Genomic DNA, 21,270 nt, shown 5'->3' with positions numbered 1-21,270 from the left:
GTCTCTCCTGTCTGTTGCCGCTCAGGGCGCGCGATAGATGAAACACCGCCCCGGTACGGCATCTTGTGGCAGCGGTTCTTCGCTCATCCCCTCGAAATACATCCGATCGCTCGACACCATCAGCCCATCAGAGGCCAGAAGCGGCTCGATCAGCGGCGAAACGAAGCGGGCAAAGACGTCGTTCTTCTCCCGGTTATGCCCACCCAGATCGGCATGAATCAGACTGGCGCTGGCGCCAAAGCGTTGTAGCGTCGACGGCAGCGTCTCGCGGACGTCACCCAGAATCAACTGTTCTTCCGGCGGCGTGGAATCGGGATGCGCGGCGGGGTTGCGTTCAAAGACATATATATCACGCCCGCTGACCCGCTGCGCCATGTGGTGATAGGTCCGGCCGTTGCCAAGGCCAAGCTCGAACACCGGGCCGGTCATGCCGGTGGTCAGGGCAATCGCGTGATCGAGACAGGCCCGTTGCGAGACCATCCGGTCGATGAACAGGTCAAGACGGGTCTGGGTCTGGGTCACGCGGGACACTCCGTTGCAATCGCGCCGACAGATGCGCGGCGTCACGCCGGTGATGCCAAATCGTCAACCAATTGTGTAGGGTGGATTGGCCCGACCTCCGCTTTTCGTGAGGTCCGGTCACAAATTCGGGTTTGACTACATGGGCACCGGCAAGCGAAAGTGGCGCAAAATGACCACGGGGATGAAAAAATCAGTATGTTTCGGCGAGGCCATGGTTCCAGGACCGGCTGAATGACCCCTCTGCTTTCAGTTGACGATCTGAGCATCGGTTTCGGCGGCGCCGAACCGGTGGTCAAGAATGTCAGTTTCAGCGTCGCACCGGGCGAAACCCTTGCGCTGGTCGGGGAATCCGGGTCAGGCAAGACCATTTCCTGCCGCGCCGTGCTGCGCATCCTGCCACGCACCGCCAGCATCACTTCGGGGCGGGTCACCCTGGGCGGCAAAGGCGGGCCCTTGATCCTGTCGGAACTCAACGAGCGCAAGCTGCGCGACATTCGCGGCGATCGGGTCTCGATGATCTTTCAGGAACCGATGCGGTCGCTGTCGCCACTGCACCGGATCGGCAATCAGGTGAGCGAGGTTTTGTGGTTGCATCGCGGCGCCAGCGAACGCGAGGCGCGCCGGCAGGTCCTGCAGCAATTCGAGCGTGTCGGCTTCCCCGATCCCGAACGCGCCTACCGGTCTTATCCGTTTGAACTGTCGGGTGGCATGCGTCAGCGGGCGATGATCGCGATGGCGATGGTTGCCAAACCCGATCTGCTGATCGCGGACGAGCCGACAACCGCGCTGGACGTGACCACGCAGGCGCAGGTGCTGGGGCTGATCAAGGAATTGCAGCGCGAAACCGGCATGGCGCTGATCCTGGTCACCCATGACCTTGGCGTTGTGGCCAACATGGCCGAGCAGGTCGTGGTGATGCACAAGGGCCGGGTGATGGAGGCGGGCAGCGCCGCTGCGATCCTGAAAGCCCCCGCGCATCCCTATACGCAGCAACTGTTCAACGCCGCACCCGAGATTCCCGACCGCGCGACCGTCGGCCTGCCGATGCCGCAGGACGATCTGATCCTCGAGATGAACAAAGTCTCGAAAACCTACACGATGCGCGCCGGGTCAGGGTGGAAACCGGCGATCAAGGTGCATGCCTGCCGTGGCGTCGACCTGAAGCTGGCGCGCGGCAAGACGCTGGCCATCGTCGGCGAAAGCGGCTCGGGCAAGACCACAGCGGCACGGATCGCGCTGGGGGCGGAACTGCCCGACCCCGGCAGCGAGATCCTGTTCCGCGCCCGGCCGGGTGCCGATCCCGTCGCCGTGCACAAGATGACCCGGGCCGAGCGCACACGGTTCCAGCGTCAGGCGCAGATGGTGTTTCAGGACCCCTACAGCTCGCTCAGCCCGCGCATGCGGGTGCAGGACGCGATGACCGAACCGCTGGAAATCCACCGCATCGGCAGCCGATCCGAACAGCGCGACAAGGCCGAGGCGATGCTGTGCCGGGTCGGATTGAACCCGGATATGCTGAAACGCTACCCGCATGCCTTTTCCGGCGGCCAGCGCCAGCGCCTGTCAGTGGCGCGCGCGATGATGCTGGACCCGTCGCTGATTGTCTGTGACGAGCCGACCTCGGCGCTGGATGTGTCGGTGCAGGAACAGATCCTGACCCTGCTGGAGGAATTGCAGGAGCGTCTGGGCCTCAGCTATCTCTTCATCTCTCACGATCTGGCCGTGGTGGCGCGGATTGCCGACGAGGTGGCGGTGATGCGTCAGGGGCTGGTGGTCGAACAGGCCCCACCCGATACGTTGTTTTATAATCCCAGACATCCCTACACCAAAGCGCTGATCGCGGCGCAGCCAGAGCCGGATATCGACCGGCCCATCAACCTGAAACTCGTGGCTCAGGGCGCAGGCTCCCCGGAAAAGTGGGACGACGCCTTTCGTTTCACCGAACAGGTGGTACCGTCGCTTGTGGAACTGGAGCCTGGCCATAAGGTACGTTGCCATGTTTGACACTCGTTTCCGTCGTTTTCTGCTGTCTTCCGCCCTGGTCCTGTCCGGGCTGTTACCGGCGGGCGCGACCACCCTGCCCGAGTTGCAGGAGGGCGCGTTCTGGAAATCCGAGGTCGATGCCGGCCACCTGCCTCCGATCGCAGAACGCCTGCCCGCCGACCCGATCATTGTCGATCTGGAAGCGAAGGGGCGCGAATTCGGCACCGAGGGCGGCACGCTGAACACGATGATCACCCGATCCAAGGATATCCGCCAGATGGTCGTCTATGGCTATGCGCGGCTGGTGGGCTATGACGAGAACTATGAGATCGCGCCCGATCTGCTTGCCGCTTACGAAAACGAAGGCAACCGCAAATACACGTTGCACCTGCGCCCCGGCCATAAATGGTCCGACGGCGCGCCCTTCACCTCGGAGGATTTCCGCTACTGGTGGGAAGATGTGGCCAATAACGAGTTGCTCAGCCCCTCGGGCCCGCCCGATTTCCTGCGGGTCGAGGGCGAATTGCCCACGGTCAGCTTCCCCGACGAACAGACGATCATCTACGAATGGAACACGCCCAACCCCGATTTCCTGCAGGCATTGGCACAGGCGCGCCCGCCCTTCATCTATCGCCCTTCAGAGTTCCTGAAGGCGTATCACGGCGACTATGCCGATCCCGAGACACTGGCCGCTCAGGTCGAGGAAGAGCGGGTCAAAAGCTGGGCCTCGCTGCACAACAAGCTCGACAATCTCTACAAGTTCGACAATCACAAATTGCCCACCCTGCAGCCTTGGGTGAATGCAAGCTCGGGTAAAAAGATCCGCCACAACTTCGTGCGCAACCCCTATTATCACCGGGTCGACAGCAACGGCGTGCAACTGCCCTATATCGACGTGGTCGAGATGGAGATCGTGGCCCCCGGTCTGGTGGCCGCCAAGTCGAACGCGGGCGAATCCGATCTGCAGGCGCGCGGGCTGGACTTCCGCGATGCCTCGATCCTCAAAAAGGGCGAGGCAGAAGGGGATTACAAAACCCAGCTCTGGAACACCGGCGTCGCCTCGCAGATCGCGATCTATCCCAATCTGAACTACGAAGACGACGTCTGGCGCGAGGTGCTGCGCGACGCCCGGGTGCGCCGGGCGCTATCGCTGGGGATTGACCGCCACACGATCAATCAGGCGCTGTATTTCAAACTGGCCAAGCCCGGCTCGATGACGGTGCTGCCGGAAAGTCCGTTCTTCGAGGAGGACAACCTGAATGCCTGGGCGCAGTTCGATCCCGAAACGGCCAACCGTCTGCTGGACGAGGCCGGGCTGGACCAGCGCGCGCCGGACGGAACACGTCTGCTGCCCGACGGGCGGCCGATGGAGTTCGTCATCGAAACCGCCGGTGAGCGGCAGGAGGTCGAGAACGCCTTGCAGATCGTGACCGATACCTGGCGCGAGATCGGGGTCAAGCTGGTGATGCGTCCGCTGGATCGCGACATCCTGCGCAACCGGGTCTTTGCAGGCAGCACCATGGCCTCGGTCTGGTATGGCTGGGACAATGGCTTGCCGCGCGAGTATACTTCGCCCGATTACCTGGCCCCCACCGATCAGGTGTTCCTTGCCTGGCCGAAATGGGGCCAATACTACCAGACCGATGGCGAGGTGGGCGAAGCCCCCGACCTGCCCGAGGCGCAGCGTCTGATGGAATTGCTGCACGACTGGAACGAGGCCGAGACCCCTGAGGCGCGCGACGCCGCTTGGCGCGAGATGCTGGCCATTCACGCCGATCAGCTTTATGGCATTGGTATTCTGGCAGGTGCTCCGCAACCGGTCGTGGTCTCGAACAAGCTGCATAACGTGCCTGAAAAGGGAATGTGGGCCTGGGACCCGGGCGCGCATTTCGGGGTGCACCGGATGGATGAGTTCTTTTTTGCCGAGTGACGGGAACAGCTGAATGGTCATCCTGCGCTATGCGATCTATCGCTTCATCACGATGCTGCTCACGCTGCTTGTGGTGTCGGTGCTGGTGTTCGCCATCATCAACCTGCCGCCGGGCGATTACCTGAGCAATCAGATCGCAGAGCTGCAGGCCTCGGGCCAGTCGGCGGGCGTGGCCAAGGCCGAGTTCCTGCGCACCGAATACGCGCTCGACCGACCGCTCTGGCAGCAATACATGATCTGGATGGGCTTCATGCCCGGCCCGCACGGGTTTTCCGGCATCATTCAGGGCAATTTCGGCTGGTCCTTCGAGTTCGACCGGCCGGTGTCCGAGATTGTCGGTGAAAGCCTGTGGCTGACCGTGCTGGTCAATCTGGCCGCCGTCCTGTTTGTTTATCTGGTGGCCCTGCCTCTGGGAGTACTGGCCGCGGCGCGCTCGCGCACCTGGGTCGATTACAGCTCGGCCTTTGTCGGATATCTGGGCCTTGCCACGCCGAACTTTCTGCTGGCGCTGATCATGTTCTACTATGGCCACAAGCTGTTCGATCTGCCCATCGGCGGGCTGATGGACCCCGGCTTTGAAGGGCTGCCGATGAGTTGGGAGAAAGCCAAATCGATCCTGATCCACCTGATCGTCCCCACCTTCGTCATCGGCACATCCGGTGCCTCGGCGATGATGCAGCGGCTGCGCGCCAATATGCTGGACGAGCTGGGCAAGCCTTATGTCGAGACCGCCATTGCCAAGGGCATGTCGCCGTCGCGGATGCTGTACAAGTATCCGCTGCGCGTGGCGTTCAACCCGTTTGTCGCCGATATCGGCAACCTGCTGCCGTCCATGGTGTCGGGCTCGGTTCTGGTGTCCGTGGTGCTGGGCCTGCAGACCATCGGCCCCAGCCTGCTGACCGCGCTGAAAACGCAGGACCTGTTCCTGTCGGGCTTCATCCTGATGTTCGTGGCGCTGCTGACGCTGGTCGGCACGATGATCTCGGACGTGCTGCTGGTGCTGCTCGATCCCCGCATCCGGTATGAGGGGCGCGAGACATGACCCAACTGCCCGATGGTCGCTATGTCGACGACGCGCCCTATGATCCGCAGGCGTCGCTGCAACAGCTTGAGCGGCGCGATCTGGACGCGCCCAACTGGGTACTTATCTGGCGCAAGTTCAAGACCCATAAATTGGGGCTGTTCTCGGGCCTCTTCCTGCTGCTGAGCTATCTGATGCTGCCCTTTGCTGGCTTCATCGCACCCTATACGCCCAATGAGCGCAACGGAGACCACCTATACGCCCCGCCGCAGGCGGTGCATTTCTTCCATGAGGGGGAATTCAAGGGGCCGTTCATCTACCCGATCACCGCCGAGCCGGATCTGGAGACCTTCCAGTGGAAGTTTATCCCCGACATCAGTGATCCGCAGAACCTGCGGTTCTTCTGCAAGGGCGACGACTACAAGCTGGCGGGGTTCATCCCGGCTGACACCCATCTGTTCTGCGCGCCCGAGGGCGCAACCGTGTTCCTCTGGGGTTCGGACCGGCTGGGCCGCGACGTGTTCAGCCGCATCCTTTATGGCGCGCAGCTGTCGCTGACCGTGGGTCTGATCGGCATTACGGTGTCGTTCACTCTGGGCATCCTTTTTGGGTCAATCGCGGGGTATTTCGGCGGCAGGACCGACTGGATCATCAACCGGGTGATCGAGATCCTGCGAAGCCTGCCGGAGTTGCCGCTCTGGCTGGCGCTGTCGGCGGCGGTGCCGTCGAACTGGTCGCCGGTGGCGGTGTTCTTTGTCATCTCGATCATCCTGGGCATTCTCGACTGGCCGGGTCTGGCCCGTGCGGTGCGGGCCAAGTTCCTGTCCCTGCGCGAAGAGGAGTATGTTCGCGCCGCCGAGATGATGGGGGCCGGGTCTGGCCGGGTGATCCGCAAACACCTGCTGCCCAATTTCATGTCGCACCTGATCGCCTCGGCCACGCTGTCGATCCCGGCGATGATCCTCGGGGAAACCGCGTTGAGTTTCCTTGGTCTGGGACTGCGGGCCCCGGCGGTCAGTTGGGGCGTGATGCTGAACGATGCGCAAAACCTCGCCTCGATCGAGATCTATCCCTGGACCGCCATCCCGATGCTGCCGATCATCGTCGTGGTGCTGGCGTTCAACTTCCTTGGCGACGGGTTGCGGGACAGTCTGGACCCCTACCAGCAGTAAACCGGGCCTCAGATCGCGTCTTCGGCGTAGTTGCGGGCCTTTGACATCTTGCCGATACCGGGGTTGAAGGAATTGGTCGGGTCGCAGCCTTTGTAGAACGCGGCCAGATCGGGCTTGGCAGGATAGAGATGGCCGACATTATGCTCGGCAGGGTATTCCGCGCCGCGCTGGTCGAGGATTTCCAGCATCCGCGCCTTGAGCGCCTTGGCGTCGGCCCCTTTACGCACGACATAGTCCTGATGCAGCACGTGGCACATGAAATGGCCGTAATAAAGCTTGGCCACCAATTGCCCTTCGATCTCGGGCGGGAGCTGTTCGTACCAGTCACGATCATTGCGCCGCAGCGCGATATCGAGCGGGATGATATCGGCAACCTCATTCTTGTGGATCGCCATGTAACGAACGGCGGCCCCGGCAGCGGCAAAGCGTTGCAGCGCCGCGAGTTTGGCTTCGCGGTCGGTGCATTCAAAGAACCCGCCATCGCGCCCGGCAAGGAATGAGGTCAGAAAGCTCGCCGCCTCGTCAATGCCGTCATCGCGCATCTTGAGGATCAGGTGATGGCGGTAGCGGTCGCGAAAGCACCGGATGCGCTTTGGCAGAACCTGTGGCGTCAACCGGGAAAAAAGCTGCATGAATCGGTCGGTAAAACTCGCCAACCCCGGCACATTGCGCAGCCGTGCATCCACCGCGCCTTTCAGCGCAAAGAAGGTGGGCAGCAGGTCGGTGCCCAGCCAGTCGATCATCATCACCGTGTCCTTGCCGTAGCGGGCGGTGATGTCGAAAGCTTCACGCTCCATATATTCGGCGGAAACCGGCAGGTTGTCGAAATCGGCCAGCATGTGGCGGCGCAGCTCGGTCAGGTCGGCCACATCATTGGTGCCGATATAGTAGGTCTTTTGCCGGTCGGGTTTGGCGTAGGTATCCAGCCGCACGGCAAAGACACCCAGCTTGCCCGCGCAGCCCGACGCCTCATAGAGGCGGCGCTTGTCGGCATTGAAGCGCGCGGGCGTGTCGGCATCCACCTTGCGCACCTGATCGGCGTAATCCGAGGCCGAGGCCTTGCGGTTGCTGGCAGAAGGATCATGGTTGAAATCGCCGGTTTCCAGACGGGTCAGGATGTCTTCCGGCGTGTCGCCAAGGTCGATGCCCAGATGGTTCACGAGGCTCAGCTGCCCCTGCGCGTCGATCTGCGCAAAAAGCGACATTTCCGTATAGGACGGGCCGCGTTCAACCAGTGAGCCGCCGGAATTGTTGCACACCCCGCCCACGATCGAGGCCCCGATGCAGGATGATCCGATCACCGAATGCGGTTCGCGCCCCAGCGGGTCCAGCAGCTTTTCCAGCGCAAAAAGCGTCGAGCCCGGAAAACCGATGACCTGTTCGCCCTGCCCCAGCACCTTGATCCGGTCCATGCGGCGGGTGTTGATCAGCACCACGTCGCGGTCATAGCACCCCGAGGGGGTGGACCCCTCGGTCAGGCCAGTATTGGCGGCCTGCATGATCACGATCTTGTCCGCCGCGACGCAGGCCTGCAAAACCTTCCACTGCTCCAGCAGGGTGCCGGGCTGAATAACGCAGAGCGCTTCGCCCTCGCCCGAGCGGAACCCCTTGCGGAACCGCTCGGTTGCGCGCGCGCCGGTCAGCACATGGCGCCGTCCCACGATGTCGCGGAAGGCAGAGATGAGGGTTGCGTCATCCATGTCAGCCCCCCTCTCAGTAGGCCACGGAGGGCAGCCAGGTCGCCAGCGCGGGCCACAGGAAGACTAGTGCCAGACCGGTCAGTTGCAGCAGCACGAAAGGGATGATGCCCTTGTAGATATGCGACAGCTTGATCTCGGGCGGGCAGACGCCTTTCAGGTAGAACAGCGCAAATCCAACCGGCGGGGTCAGGAACGAGGTCTGCAGCGTGACTGCCACAAGGATCACGAACCAGACCAGCGACGGCTCGTCGATTGCGTCAAAACCCGGAATATCCATGCCCAACCCGTTCACGATCGGACGCATCAGCGGCAACACGATCAGCGTGATCTCGATCCAGTCCAGCACGAAGCCCAGCAGGAACACGATGAACAGGATCATGAAGACGGTGCCATTGGGGCCAAAACCGGTGCCGGTGATCATGTCCTCGATCAGCTCGTCGCCGCCCAACTCGCGCAGCACGTAGGAAAACACCGTCGCGCCCAGGAAGATCGCAAAGATATAGGCGGTGGTGTTGAAGGTCGCCTTGAGCACGTTGACCAGCTTCGCCAGTGTCAGCTTGCGATACCCGATGGCCAGCAGGGTCGCGCCCAAAGCACCAACGCCCGAGGCTTCGGTGGGTGTCGTCAGACCCGCGAAGATCGAACCCAGCACCGCGAGGATCAGCGCCAATGTCGGCAGAACCGCGATCATCACGTCCTTGACGGCGGCCCAGTCGGGGCGTGTCGCGCCTTCGGGCACCGGGGCCACGTCGCGTTTGATCAGCGCGATGATGAATATATAGGTCAGGTAAAGACCGCCGATGATGACACCCGGAAACACCGCTGCCATGAACAGATCACCTACCGACAGCGCCATCTGATCAGCCATGATCACCAGCATGATCGAGGGCGGAATAAGAATGCCCAGCGTGCCAGAGGCCGAGACCACACCCGCGGCGAGCGTCGGGGCGTATTTCTGTTCCATCATCGACGGCAGCGACAGTACGCCCAGCAGCACGATCGACGCGCCGATAATCCCGGTGGAGGCGGCCAGAATGATGCCGATCATCGTCACGGTGATCGCCAACCCGCCACGCACCGTGCCAAAGAGCCTTTGCATCGAGGTCATCAGCCGCTCGGCCACGCCGGATTCGTCCAGCATCAGCCCCATGAAGATGAACATCGGCAGCGCCACCAGAACCGCGTTCGACATGGTCGCATAGACCCGGTTCACCACCGCGCCAAGGGTCAGGTAATCCAGCCCGGTCAGGGTCTCTTCCATGCCGGTCCAGTTCATCATGCCGTTGTCGAACAGATAGGCCAGCCCGCAAAAGGCAACGCCGACCCCGGCCAGTGCCCAGGCCACAGGGAAGCCGGTGAAGAGCAGCGCGATGAAGGTCAGGAACATCACGATGACCAGCTTTTCCTCGGTCGTTTCCACCAGGAAGGTCAGCGCCGTTGCCGCCACCGCGAACCCGAACAGCGCCCAGAATATCAACCGCAGGCCGGATCCGGTGCGTTCCGCCTCGGGGCCAAGCAGCAGGGCATGGGCATCATGGATCAGTCGGGCCAGCGCAGCAAAACCCAGCAAGACAAAGCTGACCGGGATCACCGCCTTGAGCGCCCAGCGCGCCGCCAGACCGGTGGGGCTGTCAGAGCGTTCATTGACGCGCCAGCTTTCGTAGAAATAATCATAGCCCTGATCGATCATCAGATAGATGAACGGCGCCAGCAGGGTCAGGATGCCCACCACCTCGATGATGCGCTGCGCGCGGCGGCTGAGCTGCATGTGCAGCACGTCGACACGCACATGGCTGTCGGTGACCAGCGCATAAGAGATGCCGATCATGGTAACCAGCCCGTAGAAATGCCACTGAATCTCGTCCAGCTTCGGGTAGTTCTGGTTCAGCAGATAGCGCATCGCCACCTGAGACACGATGGCCGCCACCAGCAACAGGTTGGCCCACATGACCACATTGCCGATGCCCTTGATGGTCCTGTCGATGCCGGTGGCCAGTTTCTGGTTGTCGACATCCGGGTGCTCCAGCAGCGTCTCATAGACTTCAATCGGATCATCCGGTGTGCGCAGCTTCTGTGACATGGTCTCCTCCTCAGGGCATGACGGTTCGGGCCGGGAATGCGGCAAACGGGTCTGCAAAATTGCGAAAATCAGGGTGGGAGCGGTGCGAAAACTCAGCACCGCTCCCGGGATGCGCAGGTAGAATTACTTGCGCGGGAGGAAGGCGTTTTCTTTCCAGACCGCGTAGCCCTCGCGGAATTCGGTCATGTCGCCCAGCACCTTGGCGAAGAAGGCGTCATTGGCGGCTTCTTCGGCGGCGACCTCGTCCCAGGTGGCGCGGAAGGTGGTCAGCATGTCTTCGTTCCACTGCTTGATCTCGACGCCGTTGTTTTCAACATTGTCAATCAGGGCCGCATGCTGGATCGCCTCGCCTTCGGCAAAACTGTCGGCCATGGACGCCTTGCAGGCATTTTCGATGATGGCCTGATGCTGTTCCGAGGCATCGTTCCAGGCATCCTTGTTGATCAGCAGTTCAAACACGGTCGCCTGCTGGTGCCAGCCCGGGAAGTAGTTGAACTTGACCAGCTTGTGGAAGCCAAGACGCGCGTCGATGGCCGGCATCGAGAACTCGGTTGCGTCGATCGCGCCTTTTTCCAGCGCCGGGAAGATCTCACCGCCGGGCAGCAGCGAGGTCGCGACGCCCAGCTTTTGCATCACTTTGCCGCCCAGACCGAAGAAGCGCATTTTCAGCCCGCTCAGGTCATCGGGCGAATTGATCTCGGTGGCGAACCAGCCCGAAGTTTCGGGGGCGATGATCGCGCAGGGGATGACTTTGACGTTGAAACCCGCTTGATCATACATCTCCTGATACAGGCTCATGCCGTTGCCATAGTAGAGCCACGCCATGTATTCGCCCGCTTCCGGGCCGAAGGGCACGGCGGAAAACAGCGGCGCGGCCGGGATTTTGCCCGCCCAGTAACCCGCAGTGGTGTAGCCCGAGTTGATCTTGCCCGACGACACGGCATCGAGGATCTCGAACGGCGGCACCAGTTTGCCCGGCTCGTAAACTTTCATTTTCAGCGTGCCGCCCGACATCAGGTCCAGTTGCTCGGCCACACGCGGAATGGGCGACCCCAGACCCGGCAACGCGGTCGAGAACGCGATCGGGGTTTTCAGCAGCATCTTGTCGGCTGCAATGGCGGGGCCTGCCATCAGGCTGGCCGCCACGGCCAATCCGGTCAGAACGTTTTTCATGATGTCTCCTCCAACAGTTTTGGACGGTTCCGTCCCTGGTCAGAGCGCCGGGATTTCCTGCGCCTTATAGTGGTTCATAATTTTTACCACTACGTTAAGTCAACAATTTTATTTACCACTTGACATCTCTTCGGCCGGTAAATCGACCGGGTTTCACACGTTTGCCATTGCAAGGGAGTTTTGGCTCGTACGCTTAATGTGGTAGCTTTCAGATAATTTTCAGAGAGTTACGCCGCCGTATGTGACAAGATGTTTTGATTGAAATTGTAACCCTTGAGGTTAATATACTTTACCAAGCATAGGGACACCGGAGGCAAACCATGCCCAGCAAACTGACCCCAACATCCCTCTTCGAGCCGATTGATCACGAATCGGTCTCTGAGGCCGTGATCTCTCAGATCGAGGGTCTGATCGCCGCCGGAATCCTGAAACAGGGCCGCAAACTGCCCTCGGAGCGGGAGCTGGCCGAAACGCTCAATGTCTCGCGCCCCAAGCTCCGCGATGCGCTGCAAGCGCTGGAAGAGCGCGGGCTGGTCACAACGCGCCATGGCGAAGGCAGCTTTATCGCGCCCCTGACCGGCCAGGCGATGATGCCCGCGCTGCTGGACCTCTACGGTCGTCACGAACCGGCCTTCTTCGACTATCTGGAATACCGCCGCGAGCAGGAAGGTTTTGCCGCCCGGCTTGCCGCACAACGTGCCACCAAGGCCGACAAGGAACGGATCACCGAAATCCTCGACCGGCTGCAGCGCGCCTGGGAAGAGAATGATCCCGACAGCTCACGCGAGGCGGATTATCAACTGCATTCCGCGATTGTCGATGCCAGCCAGAACGCCACGCTGATCCACATCATGGCCTCGATCTACCATCTGACCCGGCAGGGCGTGTTCTACAACCGCGCCTACCTCAAATCCATCGACGGCACCGGCAAGCGGCTGCTGGAACAGCATCTCGAACTGGGTCAGGCGGTGATCGACGGCGATGCGGAACGGGCCGAAAAGGCCGCGCTGGCACATCTCGACTTTGTCGAGGATTCGTTCCGCACCGGCATCGAACGCTCGCAACGCGAGGCGATGGCCGAAAAGCGCCGGCTTCTGTCGGGCTAAGGCAACCCGACCAGCGCAACGAAAAACGCCCCCGGAGGACCGAGGGCTCTTTCGCGTGAGTGGCGGTGCAGTCGAATTCAGTGACCGAAAACGTGACGATCCACAGTTTCAGCGATGTTGCAGCGGGCCAGGCCGATATCGGCGAGTTCGCGGTCGGTCAGCCGTTCCAGTTCCTTGACGGTCTGGACATAAAGCGTGCGGCGGGCGCGGGCCTCTTTCGCTTCTTCAAAAAGCGAGCGCAGGCGTGCGAAAATTCCGATAGGGGCGGCGGCATGTGTCAGTGTATGTGCCATATTGTGTTCCTTTCAGTGCGTCAGGACGAATTTCCTGACAAAGTTTCTGGTTTGTTACCGATAGCGGTCATTTAGGTACCCCGGCCTGTTCCAGCAAGCGATGTTCGGGACTGGCCGTTATGCATCTGCTGCATGGCATTGCATGGAGTTTGGAACCCGGAGGTGGGTTGGATGAGTTGGAATGAAGCACCGGTCATTCGGTGGTTGCTGGAAGACGGGCGGCGGCTGCCGACGCTGGCCGCCGTCGTGGGCGCGCTGGGTCCGCGTCTGCTGGCGCAGGGCGCGCCGCTCTGGCGGGTGCGCTATTCGATGCGAACGGTGCATCCGCTGGTCACTGCCGTCAGCGCTGTCTGGGAACGCGACGGCGCGGCCACCACGCCGCTGCAAGCCGCACATGGGCTGGAACAGCGCAGCGGGTATATCGGCAGCCCGATGGCACAGCTCAACAACTCCGACCACCCCTTGCGGCGAAGGCTGGATACGCTCACCGCCTCGGATCATGCTGTCTTTCATGAGTTGAGGCAAAGGGGGGCGACGGATTACTTCGGCCTGCGTCTGCCCTTTTCTTCGGGCAGCAACGGTATCGCCATTTTTGTTACCGACGCGGCGGAGGGGTTCTCTGATGACGATCTTTCGCGCCTGAATTCGGTCGCCACCGCGCTGACCCCGATCGCCGAAGTGTTCCGGCTGCAGAACCTGTCCACGGCCATCGCCGAGGCCTATCTGGGGCCGCGCACCGGGCAGCGGGTGCTGTCCGGCCAGATCACGCGTGGCGATATCGAAACCATCGACGCCGCGATACTGGTCAGCGACATTCGCGACTGGACCGGCTGGAGCGCACGGCTCGCCCCGCCGGAGCTGCTCGCCATGGCCAACCGGTATTTCGAATTGCTCGACCGGGCGGTATCGGATCATGGCGGCGAAATCCTGAAGTTTCTGGGTGATGGGGTATTGGCGGTGTTTCCTGATGCCGGGAATGCCGAACAGGCTTGCCAATCGGCGCTGGATGCGGCCCTTGCGGCAATTGACGCAGCCGCCCGCCTCGATCCGCCCTTGCCGCTTTCGTTCGGGACGGGGTTGCATTTCGGGCAGGTGCTCTATGGCAATATCGGCGCAGAAGAACGGCTGGATTTCACGGTGCTGGGACAGGCGGTGAACATCGCGGCCCGGATCGAAAGCCTGTGTGCCGGGCTGGGCCAACCGGTTCTGATGTCCCGCGAGATCGCCGAGCGGGTCAGGACACCCACGGCAAGGACAGAGCGCGTGATGCTAAAGGGCGTTACAAGCCCACAGGAGATTTACACGCCTTCAGAATGAAAAACGCCCCCGGAGGACCGAGGGCGTTTTCATGTGTCTTGGAACGGGGTTTCACCCCGTCGATCAATCGCGTTCTTCGATGATCTCGACCATATGCGGGATCTTGTTGATCATGCCGCGGACGCTGGGAGTGTCCTCCAGCTCGCGGGTCTTGTGCATCTTGTTCAGACCCAGACCAATCAGCGTTGCGCGCTGGTCGGCGGGACGGCGGATCGGGGAACCGATCTGCTTGACGACGATGGTTTTTGCCATGTTTCCGTCTCCTTACGCTTCTGCGGCTTCAGAGGCAGCAGCCGGTGCTTCGTCCCGCTTGGGCAGGATGTCGGCAACCTTCTTGCCACGACGCTGGGCAACCGAACGCGGGCTCTGCTCTTTGGTCAGGCCGTTCATGGTTGCGCGGATCATGTTGTAGGGGTTCTGCGAACCGACCGACTTGGATACAACGTCCTTGATACCCAGCATTTCGAACACGGCACGCATCGGGCCACCGGCGATGATTCCGGTACCTTCGGGTGCGGTCCGCATGATCACTTTACCGGCGCCGTGACGGCCTTCGATATCGTGGTGCAGGGTGCGGCCTTCGCGCAGTTGCACGCGGATCATCTGACGCTTGGCTTGTTCAGTTGCCTTGCGGATGGCCTCGGGCACTTCTTTCGCCTTACCCTTGCCAAAGCCCACGCGGCCTTTCTGATCGCCGACAACCACCAGAGCGGCGAAGCCAAAGCGCTTACCACCTTTTACGGTTTTCGAAACACGGTTGATCGCGACCAGGCGATCTGCAAATTCCGGAGTTTCGTCGCGGTCACGACCACGTCCCCGGCGATTATCACGTTCTGCCATTTGGCATCCCTTTCATTGGTGGCGCATTTCGGCGCCGATTGTTCAATCCAGGTGGGCCCCGACTGTCGCCAGGGCCCCCGGATCATCGGGGCAGCCGCAAAGCTGCCCTCCATCTTAAGTATCGCGCATCTTGATCCGAAAACCGGTTCCCACTTTTCGGGATGCGCTTGGCCTTAGATCTTCAGACCACCTTCACGCGCAGCGTCGGCCAGAGCCTTCACCTTGCCGTGGAACAGGAAGCCGCCACGATCGAAATAGGCCTCTTCGACGCCTGCCTTCTTGGCACGCTCGGCGATGACCGCGCCCACCTTGGTGGCCGCTTCGACGTTGTTCTTGCCAGCCAGACCCAGATCTTTTTCCAGGGTCGAGGCCGAGGCCAGGGTCACGCCACGCACGTCGTCGATCAGTTGAACAGAGATGTTCTTGTTCGACCGGTGCACGGACAGCCGCGGACGACCCGCGTTGACCTTGCGAAGTTTGTTCCGAACGCGCAGGCGGCGCTTCAGAAACAGGGTTCTTTTGCTGTTTGCCATTGTTTGCGTCCTTACTTCTTCTTGCCTTCCTTGCGGAAGATGAACTCGCCCTTGTAGCGAATGCCTTTGCCTTTGTAGGGCTCGGGCTTACGCCAGGCGCGGATCTCCGCTGCGACCTGACCGACCTGCTGTTCGTCGATACCTTCGACAACAATCTCGGTCTGCTTCGGCGCCGTTACGGTGACACCTTCGGGCGCCACGTAATCAACGTCGTGGCTAAGGCCCAGGTTCAGCTTCAGGGTGTTGCCCTGCATCTGTGCCCGGTAACCCACACCCTGGATTTCCAGCTCTTTCTTGAAACCGGCGGTCACGCCGGTCACCAGATTGGCCACCACGGTGCGGGACATGCCCCACTGCTGGCGTGCGCGCTTGGATTTGCCGCGCGGCACGATGGTGACGACATTGTCCTCAACATTGAGGGTAACGTCGTCGGTCGCGGTGAAGCTGCGGGTGCCCTTGGGGCCCTTCACTTCGATGGTCTGACCCGACACAGCAGCGGAAACGCCACTAGGCAGCTCGACCGGTTTCTTACCAATACGAGACATTGACAGACCTCCTTAGAAGACGGTGCAGAGCACTTCGCCGCCAACATTGTTGGAGCGAGCGTTCTGGTCCGACATCACACCTTTCGGAGTGCTGACAATCGACACGCCCAGACCCTGACGGACCTGCGGGATGTCATTGACGCCCATGTAGACGCGGCGACCGGGTTTGGAAACCCGCTTGATCTCGCGAATGACAGGGGTGCCTTCGTAGTACTTCAGGCTGATTTCGATGGCCGGATGACCGTTTTCACCAGTCATGCTTTCATAGCCACGGATGTAACCTTCGTCCGCCAGCACGTCCAGAACCCAGGCGCGCAGTTTCGACGCCGGAGTGTTCACAGTGGATTTGCCGCGCATTTGCGCGTTGCGGATACGGGTGAGCATATCGCCGATAGGATCGTTCATATCATTCTCTCCCTTACCAGCTCGATTTCACCATGCCGGGGATCTGACCAGCAGAGCCCAGCTCGCGCAGCGCAATACGGCTGACCTTCAGCTTACGGTAGTAAGCGTGGGGACGGCCGGTGAGCTGGCAGCGGTTGTGAAGACGGGTCGCCGAGCTGTTGCGCGGCAGTTTCGCCAGTTTCAGACGCGCTTTGAAACGCTCTTCCATCGGCTTGCTTTCGTCATTCGCGATCTCTTTGAGCTCGGCACGTTTGGCAGCGTATTTGGCCACCAGGCGCTCGCGCTTCTTTTCGCGTTCGATCATTGCTTTCTTAGCCATGTCTTTTCCTTCCCGCGCTTCAGCTGTTGAAGGGCATGTTGAATGCTTTCAACAGTGCCTTTGCTTCAGCGTCGGTTTTCGCTGTGGTGCCAATTACGATGTCCATGCCCCAGGCCTCATCGACCTTGTCGAAATCGATCTCGGGGAACACGATGTGCTCTTTGATGCCCATGGCATAGTTGCCACGACCGTCGAAAGAGCTGCCGGACACGCCGCGGAAGTCACGGATGCGCGGCATCGCGATGGTGACCAGGCGATCCAGGAAATCGTACATGCGGTCACCGCGCAGGGTCACTTTCGAGCCCAGCGGCATTTCCTCACGAACGCGGAAGCCAGCGATCGACTTTTTCGCTTTGGTGATCACGGCCTGCTGGCCAGCAATTGCGGTCAGGTCTGCTTGCGCCGACTTGGCCTTCTTGCTGTCCTTGACCGCTTCGGCACCGCAGCCGATGTTCAGAACGATCTTGTCCAGCTTGGGGATCATCATCTCGTTCTTGTAGCCGAACTCTTCTTTCAGAGCGGCCCGGATGGTGTCCTTGTAAGCGGACTTGAGGCGCGGGGTATAGGTTGCGTTATCAAGCATCGATCACGTCCCCCGTGGTCTTGGCGAAGCGGACCTTCTTGTCACCTTCCATGCGGAAGCCAACGCGGGTCGGTTTGCCGTTTGCATCAAGATAGGCCAGGTTGCTCAGCTCGATCGGCAGGGCCTTGGGCAGGCGGCCGCCTTGTTCGCTCTGGGACTGACGGGTGTGACGGATGGCGATGTTCAGGCCATCAACAACAGCTTTGCCGGCTTTCGGGTCAACGGAGGCAATGGTGCCTTCCTTGCCCTTGTCCTTGCCGGAGAGCACGACGACCTTGTCGCCTTTTTTCAGTTTCGCAGCCATCAGAGCACCTCCGGAGCCAGCGAGATGATCTTCATGAAATTCTTGCCGCGCAGCTCGCGAACAACGGGGCCAAAGATACGGGTACCGACCGGCTCGTTGTTGTTGTTCAGAATGACGGCGGCGTTGCGATCGAAACGGATCGCGGTGCCGTCTTCGCGACGGACTTCTTTGGCGGTGCGTACGACGACGGCCTTGCGGACGTCCCCTTTCTTCACGCGGCCGCGCGGGATGGCTTCCTTCACCGAGACGACAATGATGTCGCCGACGGAGGCGTATTTACGCTTGGAACCACCCAGGACCTTGATGCACTGAACTCGGCGTGCGCCGGAGTTGTCAGCGACATCCAGATTGGTCTGCATCTGGATCATGTGGTTTCTCCCGACCTGTGGGGGCTGGTCTAGTTAGATCCCCCAGGGTTTCGACAAATAGGAAAAATCCTGCAGGCTTACGCCTCCAGAACCTCCCAACGTTTGGTTTTCGATTTCGGCGCGCATTCGATGATGCGGACCGAGTCACCTACCTTGAAGGTATTCTTCTCATCGTGCGCCCGGTATTTCTTGGACTTACGAATGGTCTTTTTCAGAACCGGGTGCGTAAAGCGGCGCTCGACGGAAACGGTTACGGTCTGTGCATTGGCGTCGCTGGTCACGGTGCCTGTAAGGATACGCTTGGGCATCTGATTACTCCTGCGATGCCGCGGCAGCGGCCTTTTCGTTCAGAATGGTCTTCACACGTGCGGCATTACGGCGGGCTGCCTTGATGCCAGCGGTGCTTTCCATCGAGCCGGTGGCCTGCTGGAAGCGCAAGTTGAAGCTTTCTTTTTTCAGATTGGCCAGTTCCTCGCGGAGCTGGTCCGGCGTCTTGTCACGCAGTTCGTTGGCGTTCATCGCCTTTTCCTTTTCTCAAAACACCAGAAGGCCCCGAATTGCCCGGGTGACCTTGGGCCTGGTGGATGAATGATAAAAACGAATCCCCCGACAAGGCCGGGGGACACGCAAGATGCCGCTCTATAGGGGGTTCGGTGTGGGGTGGCAAGGGAAAGTTTGGGCCACAGATTGGACTTGGCCGCGAGACCCAATCCTTAAACCCGCAGACATTGAATTTTCCCGCCCATAAACCACTTGAAGATGATCGTCCAGCAACCTTTAATCAGAGGCCTACAAAGACTTGTGGAGAAAAAGAAGAAGCTATTCATATTACCGAAACGGCAAATTTATCCACGTTCCCGAGAGTTACTATTGGAAACCAGAGAAAGCGGGAAGCTCCAGATCTGGCAGCTCGGGAAGCAGCAAATGCCCGCATTGCGGAGCCCGAATACACACAACCAAAAGCAAGAAAGGCGGATGGGCTCATTTTGAGGCAGGTCTAAGTCACCTTGGAACGCTACATCCTTGCTTCACCAGGGGGCGCGGTCTTTCAAAGAAGCGCCCAGAGGGCATAGACGATCTATTCGACGAGTAGATTGCGTGCGTTACCTCTTGCCCACGCTGGCCTCTCTCAGACGAGGGGCCAGCTCTAGCATCTACAACGCCCGCACCAGCTCCCACTGGCTCAGACTCCCTTTTCCTGCATCTTCCGCACCATGTTCAGGTTCATGCGGCGGGGCAGGAAGGGCAGGACCCATTTCAGGGTGAAGGCCAGAGACTTCTCGTTGATGACGTACAGCTTGCCCGCCTCCATGGCGTCATAGCCGATCTTGGCCACATCCGCCGGTGTCATGCCTTTCTGCGAGGCCAGCTTGGTGCCCTCCAGATCGGCGCGGGCGGCAAATTCGGTGGGCACATAGCCGGGCTCCAGCGCGGTCACGGTCACGCCTTTGCCGCGCAGCTCTTCGGCCAGTGCCTGGCTGAAATTCGACACATAGGCCTTGGTGGCGAAATAGGTCGCCTGCAGGGGGCCGGGCATATAAGAAGCGGTTGAGCTGACATTGAGGATCTTGCCGCCACCTGCGGCCACCATATCGTTGCCGAACATGTGGCAAAGCGAGACCAGAGCCTCGACATTCAACCGGATCATGTCGAGATCTTCCGACAGTTCGCGCTCCAGAAACGCGCCGCGCCCGCCAAAGCCTGCGTTGTTGATCAGGTAATCGACCCTGATCCCGGTGGCCTTGACCGCCTCATGCAGCTTGGCCGCCCCACCCGGCGCGCCCAGATCCAGCGCGATGACGGTCACGGTCACACCATGGGCCGCTTCCAGTTCGGATTTGAGCGCCTCCAGCTGCTCGACGCGACGGGCGGTGATGATGACATTGCCACCCTTCGAGGCGTGATAACGCGCGAATTCGCGGCCAATGCCGGAAGACGCACCGGTGACAAGCGCTGTCTTGGTCATGGAATTCTCCTGATGGAACGTGTCTTGACTACATAGGGCGGAAACACCGCTCTGTTACCCTAACGTCGGGTTATCTCTGATCCGGGACCACGCGTTATGTGATGCGGTCGCGCTGCTGGGTCGGTGGCAGGCCGTAGGCCGCGCGATAGACGCGGGCAAAATGCCCGGCGGATTCGAACCCGCAGGATACAGCGATGTCGATGATCGAGGCCTCGGACTGGATCAGCAAGTTGCGTGCCCGCTCGAGCCGCAGCTCCATGTGGTATTTCTTGGGCGAGGTATTCAGATAGCGGCCGAACAGCCGTTCCAACTGCCGGGTCGATATCCCGATTTCATCGGCAATGTCAGAGGGCGAGATAGCCCTGTCGGTGCGCACCCGCATGATCTTGATCGCCTTTGACAGATGCGCGTTGCGCATCCCGTTGCGCGATTGCAGCGACACGCGTTGCGCGGCGCTGGCATCGCGCACGGCATTATAGACCATCTGATCAGCCACCTCGACCGACAGGTCGCGGCCATGGTCCTGCTCGATCAGATGCAGCATCAGATCGGCGGTCGCCGTTCCACCTGACGCGGTGATGTGCTTGCCATCAGCGACAAAGACGCTGCGCACGAGATTGGCCTCGGGGAAATGCTCCATGAAGCTGTCGTGGTATTCCCAATGGATCGCCGCCCGCCGCCCATCGAGGAACCCGGCCTCGGCCAAGATCCACGCGCCGGAACACAGCGCCCCGATCTGGGTGCCAACCGAGCGTTCCCGCCGCAATGTCGCAAGCAACGGCTTGCTCACATGGTCACGCATATTGATGCCGGACAGCACGAACAGACGCTCGCATTTCGGGATATCGGACAGCCCATGATGGACCTGCGTGACCGTCCCGTTCGAGCAGGTCGCCACCGTGCCATCCTCGGAAACCAGCGACCATCGGTACAGCTCCGCGCCACTGACCAGATTGGCGATGCGCAATGGCTCCACCGCGCAGGAGAACGCGAGATGCGAGAACTCCTCGACCAGAATGAAGCAAAAGTGAAGCGGCGTCGCCATGATGTCGGTCCTGCGACCCTGCGGGTCGCTATTTTGTATACAATATGTATTCTTACAGGATACGA

General features: G+C 60.7%; 25 protein-coding genes. 7 read left to right on the top strand and 18 right to left on the bottom strand.

The window, feature by feature from the left end:
* Nucleotides 1-21 precede the first annotated feature (21 nt).
* Nucleotides 22-522, bottom strand: a complete 501-nt coding sequence (locus tag M3P21_RS03180; protein ID WP_373319935.1) for a class I SAM-dependent methyltransferase — start codon at nt 520-522, stop codon at nt 22-24.
* Between the two features lie 231 nt (nt 523-753).
* On the opposite strand from M3P21_RS03180, the gene M3P21_RS03175 reads away from it, so the two are divergent.
* From M3P21_RS03175 to M3P21_RS03160, 4 genes are read left to right on the top strand one after another with little or no spacing between them, the layout of a single operon-like run.
* Nucleotides 754-2,526 (top strand): ABC transporter ATP-binding protein, encoded by a 1,773-nt coding sequence (locus tag M3P21_RS03175; protein WP_249706716.1) that lies wholly within the window; start codon nt 754-756, stop codon nt 2,524-2,526.
* Nucleotides 2,519-4,435 (top strand): ABC transporter substrate-binding protein, encoded by a 1,917-nt coding sequence (locus M3P21_RS03170; protein WP_249706714.1) that lies wholly within the window; start codon nt 2,519-2,521, stop codon nt 4,433-4,435. Before M3P21_RS03175 ends, M3P21_RS03170 begins: the two co-directional genes overlap by 8 nt.
* A gap of 13 nt (nt 4,436-4,448) precedes the next feature.
* The gene (locus M3P21_RS03165) at nt 4,449-5,477 is read left to right on the top strand and encodes an ABC transporter permease (protein WP_249706712.1); all 1,029 of its coding nucleotides are present in this window, start codon (nt 4,449-4,451) and stop codon (nt 5,475-5,477) included.
* Nucleotides 5,474-6,628 carry an ABC transporter permease gene (locus M3P21_RS03160; protein ID WP_249706710.1) on the top strand — a complete coding sequence of 385 codons (1,155 nt, stop codon included), beginning with the start codon at nt 5,474-5,476 and terminating at the stop codon, nt 6,626-6,628. Before M3P21_RS03165 ends, M3P21_RS03160 begins: the two co-directional genes overlap by 4 nt.
* 8 nt (nt 6,629-6,636) lie before the next feature.
* Here M3P21_RS03160 and dld read toward each other — a convergent pair whose 3' ends face one another.
* From dld to M3P21_RS03140, 3 genes are all read right to left on the bottom strand, one after another.
* On the bottom strand, nt 6,637-8,328 hold the full coding sequence (gene dld / locus M3P21_RS03155) for a D-lactate dehydrogenase (RefSeq protein WP_249706708.1): 1,692 nt from the start codon (nt 8,326-8,328) through the stop codon (nt 6,637-6,639).
* A gap of 13 nt (nt 8,329-8,341) precedes the next feature.
* The gene (locus M3P21_RS03150) at nt 8,342-10,408 is read right to left on the bottom strand and encodes a TRAP transporter large permease subunit (protein ID WP_308445907.1); all 2,067 of its coding nucleotides are present in this window, start codon (nt 10,406-10,408) and stop codon (nt 8,342-8,344) included.
* Nucleotides 10,409-10,531: 123 nt separating this feature from the next.
* Nucleotides 10,532-11,581, bottom strand: a complete 1,050-nt coding sequence (locus M3P21_RS03140; protein ID WP_249706706.1) for a TRAP transporter substrate-binding protein — start codon at nt 11,579-11,581, stop codon at nt 10,532-10,534.
* A gap of 320 nt (nt 11,582-11,901) precedes the next feature.
* Here M3P21_RS03140 and M3P21_RS03135 point away from each other — a divergent pair, with 320 nt between their 5' ends.
* Nucleotides 11,902-12,687, top strand: coding sequence for a FadR/GntR family transcriptional regulator (locus M3P21_RS03135; RefSeq protein ID WP_249706704.1), 786 nt, complete (start codon nt 11,902-11,904; stop codon nt 12,685-12,687).
* A 77-nt stretch (nt 12,688-12,764) separates the two neighbouring features.
* Here the strand turns inward: M3P21_RS03135 and M3P21_RS03130 are convergent, their stop codons facing one another.
* Nucleotides 12,765-12,980 carry a DUF1127 domain-containing protein gene (locus M3P21_RS03130; RefSeq protein ID WP_249706702.1) on the bottom strand — a complete coding sequence of 72 codons (216 nt, stop codon included), beginning with the start codon at nt 12,978-12,980 and terminating at the stop codon, nt 12,765-12,767.
* 171 nt (nt 12,981-13,151) lie between these two features.
* On the opposite strand from M3P21_RS03130, the gene M3P21_RS03125 reads away from it, so the two are divergent.
* A complete protein-coding gene (locus tag M3P21_RS03125; protein ID WP_249706700.1) occupies nt 13,152-14,297 on the top strand; it encodes an adenylate/guanylate cyclase domain-containing protein in 1,146 nt (381 codons plus the stop codon).
* A 63-nt stretch (nt 14,298-14,360) separates the two neighbouring features.
* Here the strand turns inward: M3P21_RS03125 and rpmD are convergent, their stop codons facing one another.
* The 11 genes from rpmD to rpmC all read right to left on the bottom strand — a co-directional run bounded on the left by rpmD (nt 14,361) and on the right by rpmC (nt 18,713).
* Nucleotides 14,361-14,549: a 50S ribosomal protein L30 gene (gene rpmD, locus M3P21_RS03120; protein WP_090221181.1), complete on the bottom strand. Its 189-nt coding sequence runs from the start codon at nt 14,547-14,549 to the stop codon at nt 14,361-14,363.
* 12 nt (nt 14,550-14,561) lie between these two features.
* Entirely contained in the window at nt 14,562-15,137 is a 576-nt protein-coding gene (rpsE, locus tag M3P21_RS03115) for a 30S ribosomal protein S5 (protein ID WP_249706698.1), read from the bottom strand.
* A 173-nt stretch (nt 15,138-15,310) separates the two neighbouring features.
* Nucleotides 15,311-15,670 carry a 50S ribosomal protein L18 gene (gene rplR, locus M3P21_RS03110; RefSeq protein WP_249706696.1) on the bottom strand — a complete coding sequence of 120 codons (360 nt, stop codon included), beginning with the start codon at nt 15,668-15,670 and terminating at the stop codon, nt 15,311-15,313.
* Between the two features lie 11 nt (nt 15,671-15,681).
* Nucleotides 15,682-16,215 (bottom strand): 50S ribosomal protein L6, encoded by a 534-nt coding sequence (rplF, locus tag M3P21_RS03105; protein ID WP_249706695.1) that lies wholly within the window; start codon nt 16,213-16,215, stop codon nt 15,682-15,684.
* Nucleotides 16,216-16,227: 12 nt separating this feature from the next.
* A complete protein-coding gene (rpsH, locus tag M3P21_RS03100) occupies nt 16,228-16,620 on the bottom strand; it encodes a 30S ribosomal protein S8 (RefSeq protein ID WP_249706693.1) in 393 nt (130 codons plus the stop codon).
* Nucleotides 16,621-16,633: 13 nt separating this feature from the next.
* Nucleotides 16,634-16,939 carry a 30S ribosomal protein S14 gene (gene rpsN, locus M3P21_RS03095; protein WP_010437098.1) on the bottom strand — a complete coding sequence of 102 codons (306 nt, stop codon included), beginning with the start codon at nt 16,937-16,939 and terminating at the stop codon, nt 16,634-16,636.
* Between the two features lie 19 nt (nt 16,940-16,958).
* The gene (rplE, locus tag M3P21_RS03090) at nt 16,959-17,522 is read right to left on the bottom strand and encodes a 50S ribosomal protein L5 (protein ID WP_249706692.1); all 564 of its coding nucleotides are present in this window, start codon (nt 17,520-17,522) and stop codon (nt 16,959-16,961) included.
* A complete protein-coding gene (gene rplX / locus M3P21_RS03085) occupies nt 17,515-17,826 on the bottom strand; it encodes a 50S ribosomal protein L24 (protein ID WP_249706691.1) in 312 nt (103 codons plus the stop codon). The genes rplE and rplX overlap by 8 nt, the downstream gene beginning before the upstream one ends.
* The gene (gene rplN, locus M3P21_RS03080) at nt 17,826-18,194 is read right to left on the bottom strand and encodes a 50S ribosomal protein L14 (RefSeq protein WP_008757934.1); all 369 of its coding nucleotides are present in this window, start codon (nt 18,192-18,194) and stop codon (nt 17,826-17,828) included. The genes rplX and rplN overlap by 1 nt, the downstream gene beginning before the upstream one ends.
* 77 nt (nt 18,195-18,271) lie before the next feature.
* Nucleotides 18,272-18,502 carry a 30S ribosomal protein S17 gene (rpsQ, locus tag M3P21_RS03075; protein WP_249706690.1) on the bottom strand — a complete coding sequence of 77 codons (231 nt, stop codon included), beginning with the start codon at nt 18,500-18,502 and terminating at the stop codon, nt 18,272-18,274.
* Nucleotides 18,503-18,506: 4 nt separating this feature from the next.
* On the bottom strand, nt 18,507-18,713 hold the full coding sequence (gene rpmC, locus M3P21_RS03070; protein WP_249706689.1) for a 50S ribosomal protein L29: 207 nt from the start codon (nt 18,711-18,713) through the stop codon (nt 18,507-18,509).
* A 65-nt stretch (nt 18,714-18,778) separates the two neighbouring features.
* Between rpmC and M3P21_RS03065 the strand changes: the two genes are divergently transcribed.
* Complete coding sequence (locus M3P21_RS03065; RefSeq protein WP_249706688.1) at nt 18,779-19,195, top strand: hypothetical protein; 417 nt, start codon at nt 18,779-18,781, stop codon at nt 19,193-19,195.
* Nucleotides 19,196-19,377: 182 nt separating this feature from the next.
* Here M3P21_RS03065 and M3P21_RS03060 read toward each other — a convergent pair whose 3' ends face one another.
* Both M3P21_RS03060 and M3P21_RS03055 read right to left on the bottom strand, forming a co-directional pair.
* Nucleotides 19,378-20,160 (bottom strand): SDR family NAD(P)-dependent oxidoreductase, encoded by a 783-nt coding sequence (locus tag M3P21_RS03060; protein ID WP_249706687.1) that lies wholly within the window; start codon nt 20,158-20,160, stop codon nt 19,378-19,380.
* Nucleotides 20,161-20,254: 94 nt separating this feature from the next.
* Nucleotides 20,255-21,205, bottom strand: coding sequence for a GlxA family transcriptional regulator (locus tag M3P21_RS03055; RefSeq protein WP_249706686.1), 951 nt, complete (start codon nt 21,203-21,205; stop codon nt 20,255-20,257).
* Nucleotides 21,206-21,270: the final 65 nt, after the last annotated feature.

Origin of the sequence: Ruegeria spongiae (assembly GCF_023502395.1) — a bacterium.
GTDB lineage: Bacteria > Pseudomonadota > Alphaproteobacteria > Rhodobacterales > Rhodobacteraceae > Ruegeria_C > Ruegeria_C spongiae.
The sequence above is the reverse complement of the archived record's forward strand: the minus strand, read 5'-3'. Positions and strand labels throughout refer to the sequence as shown.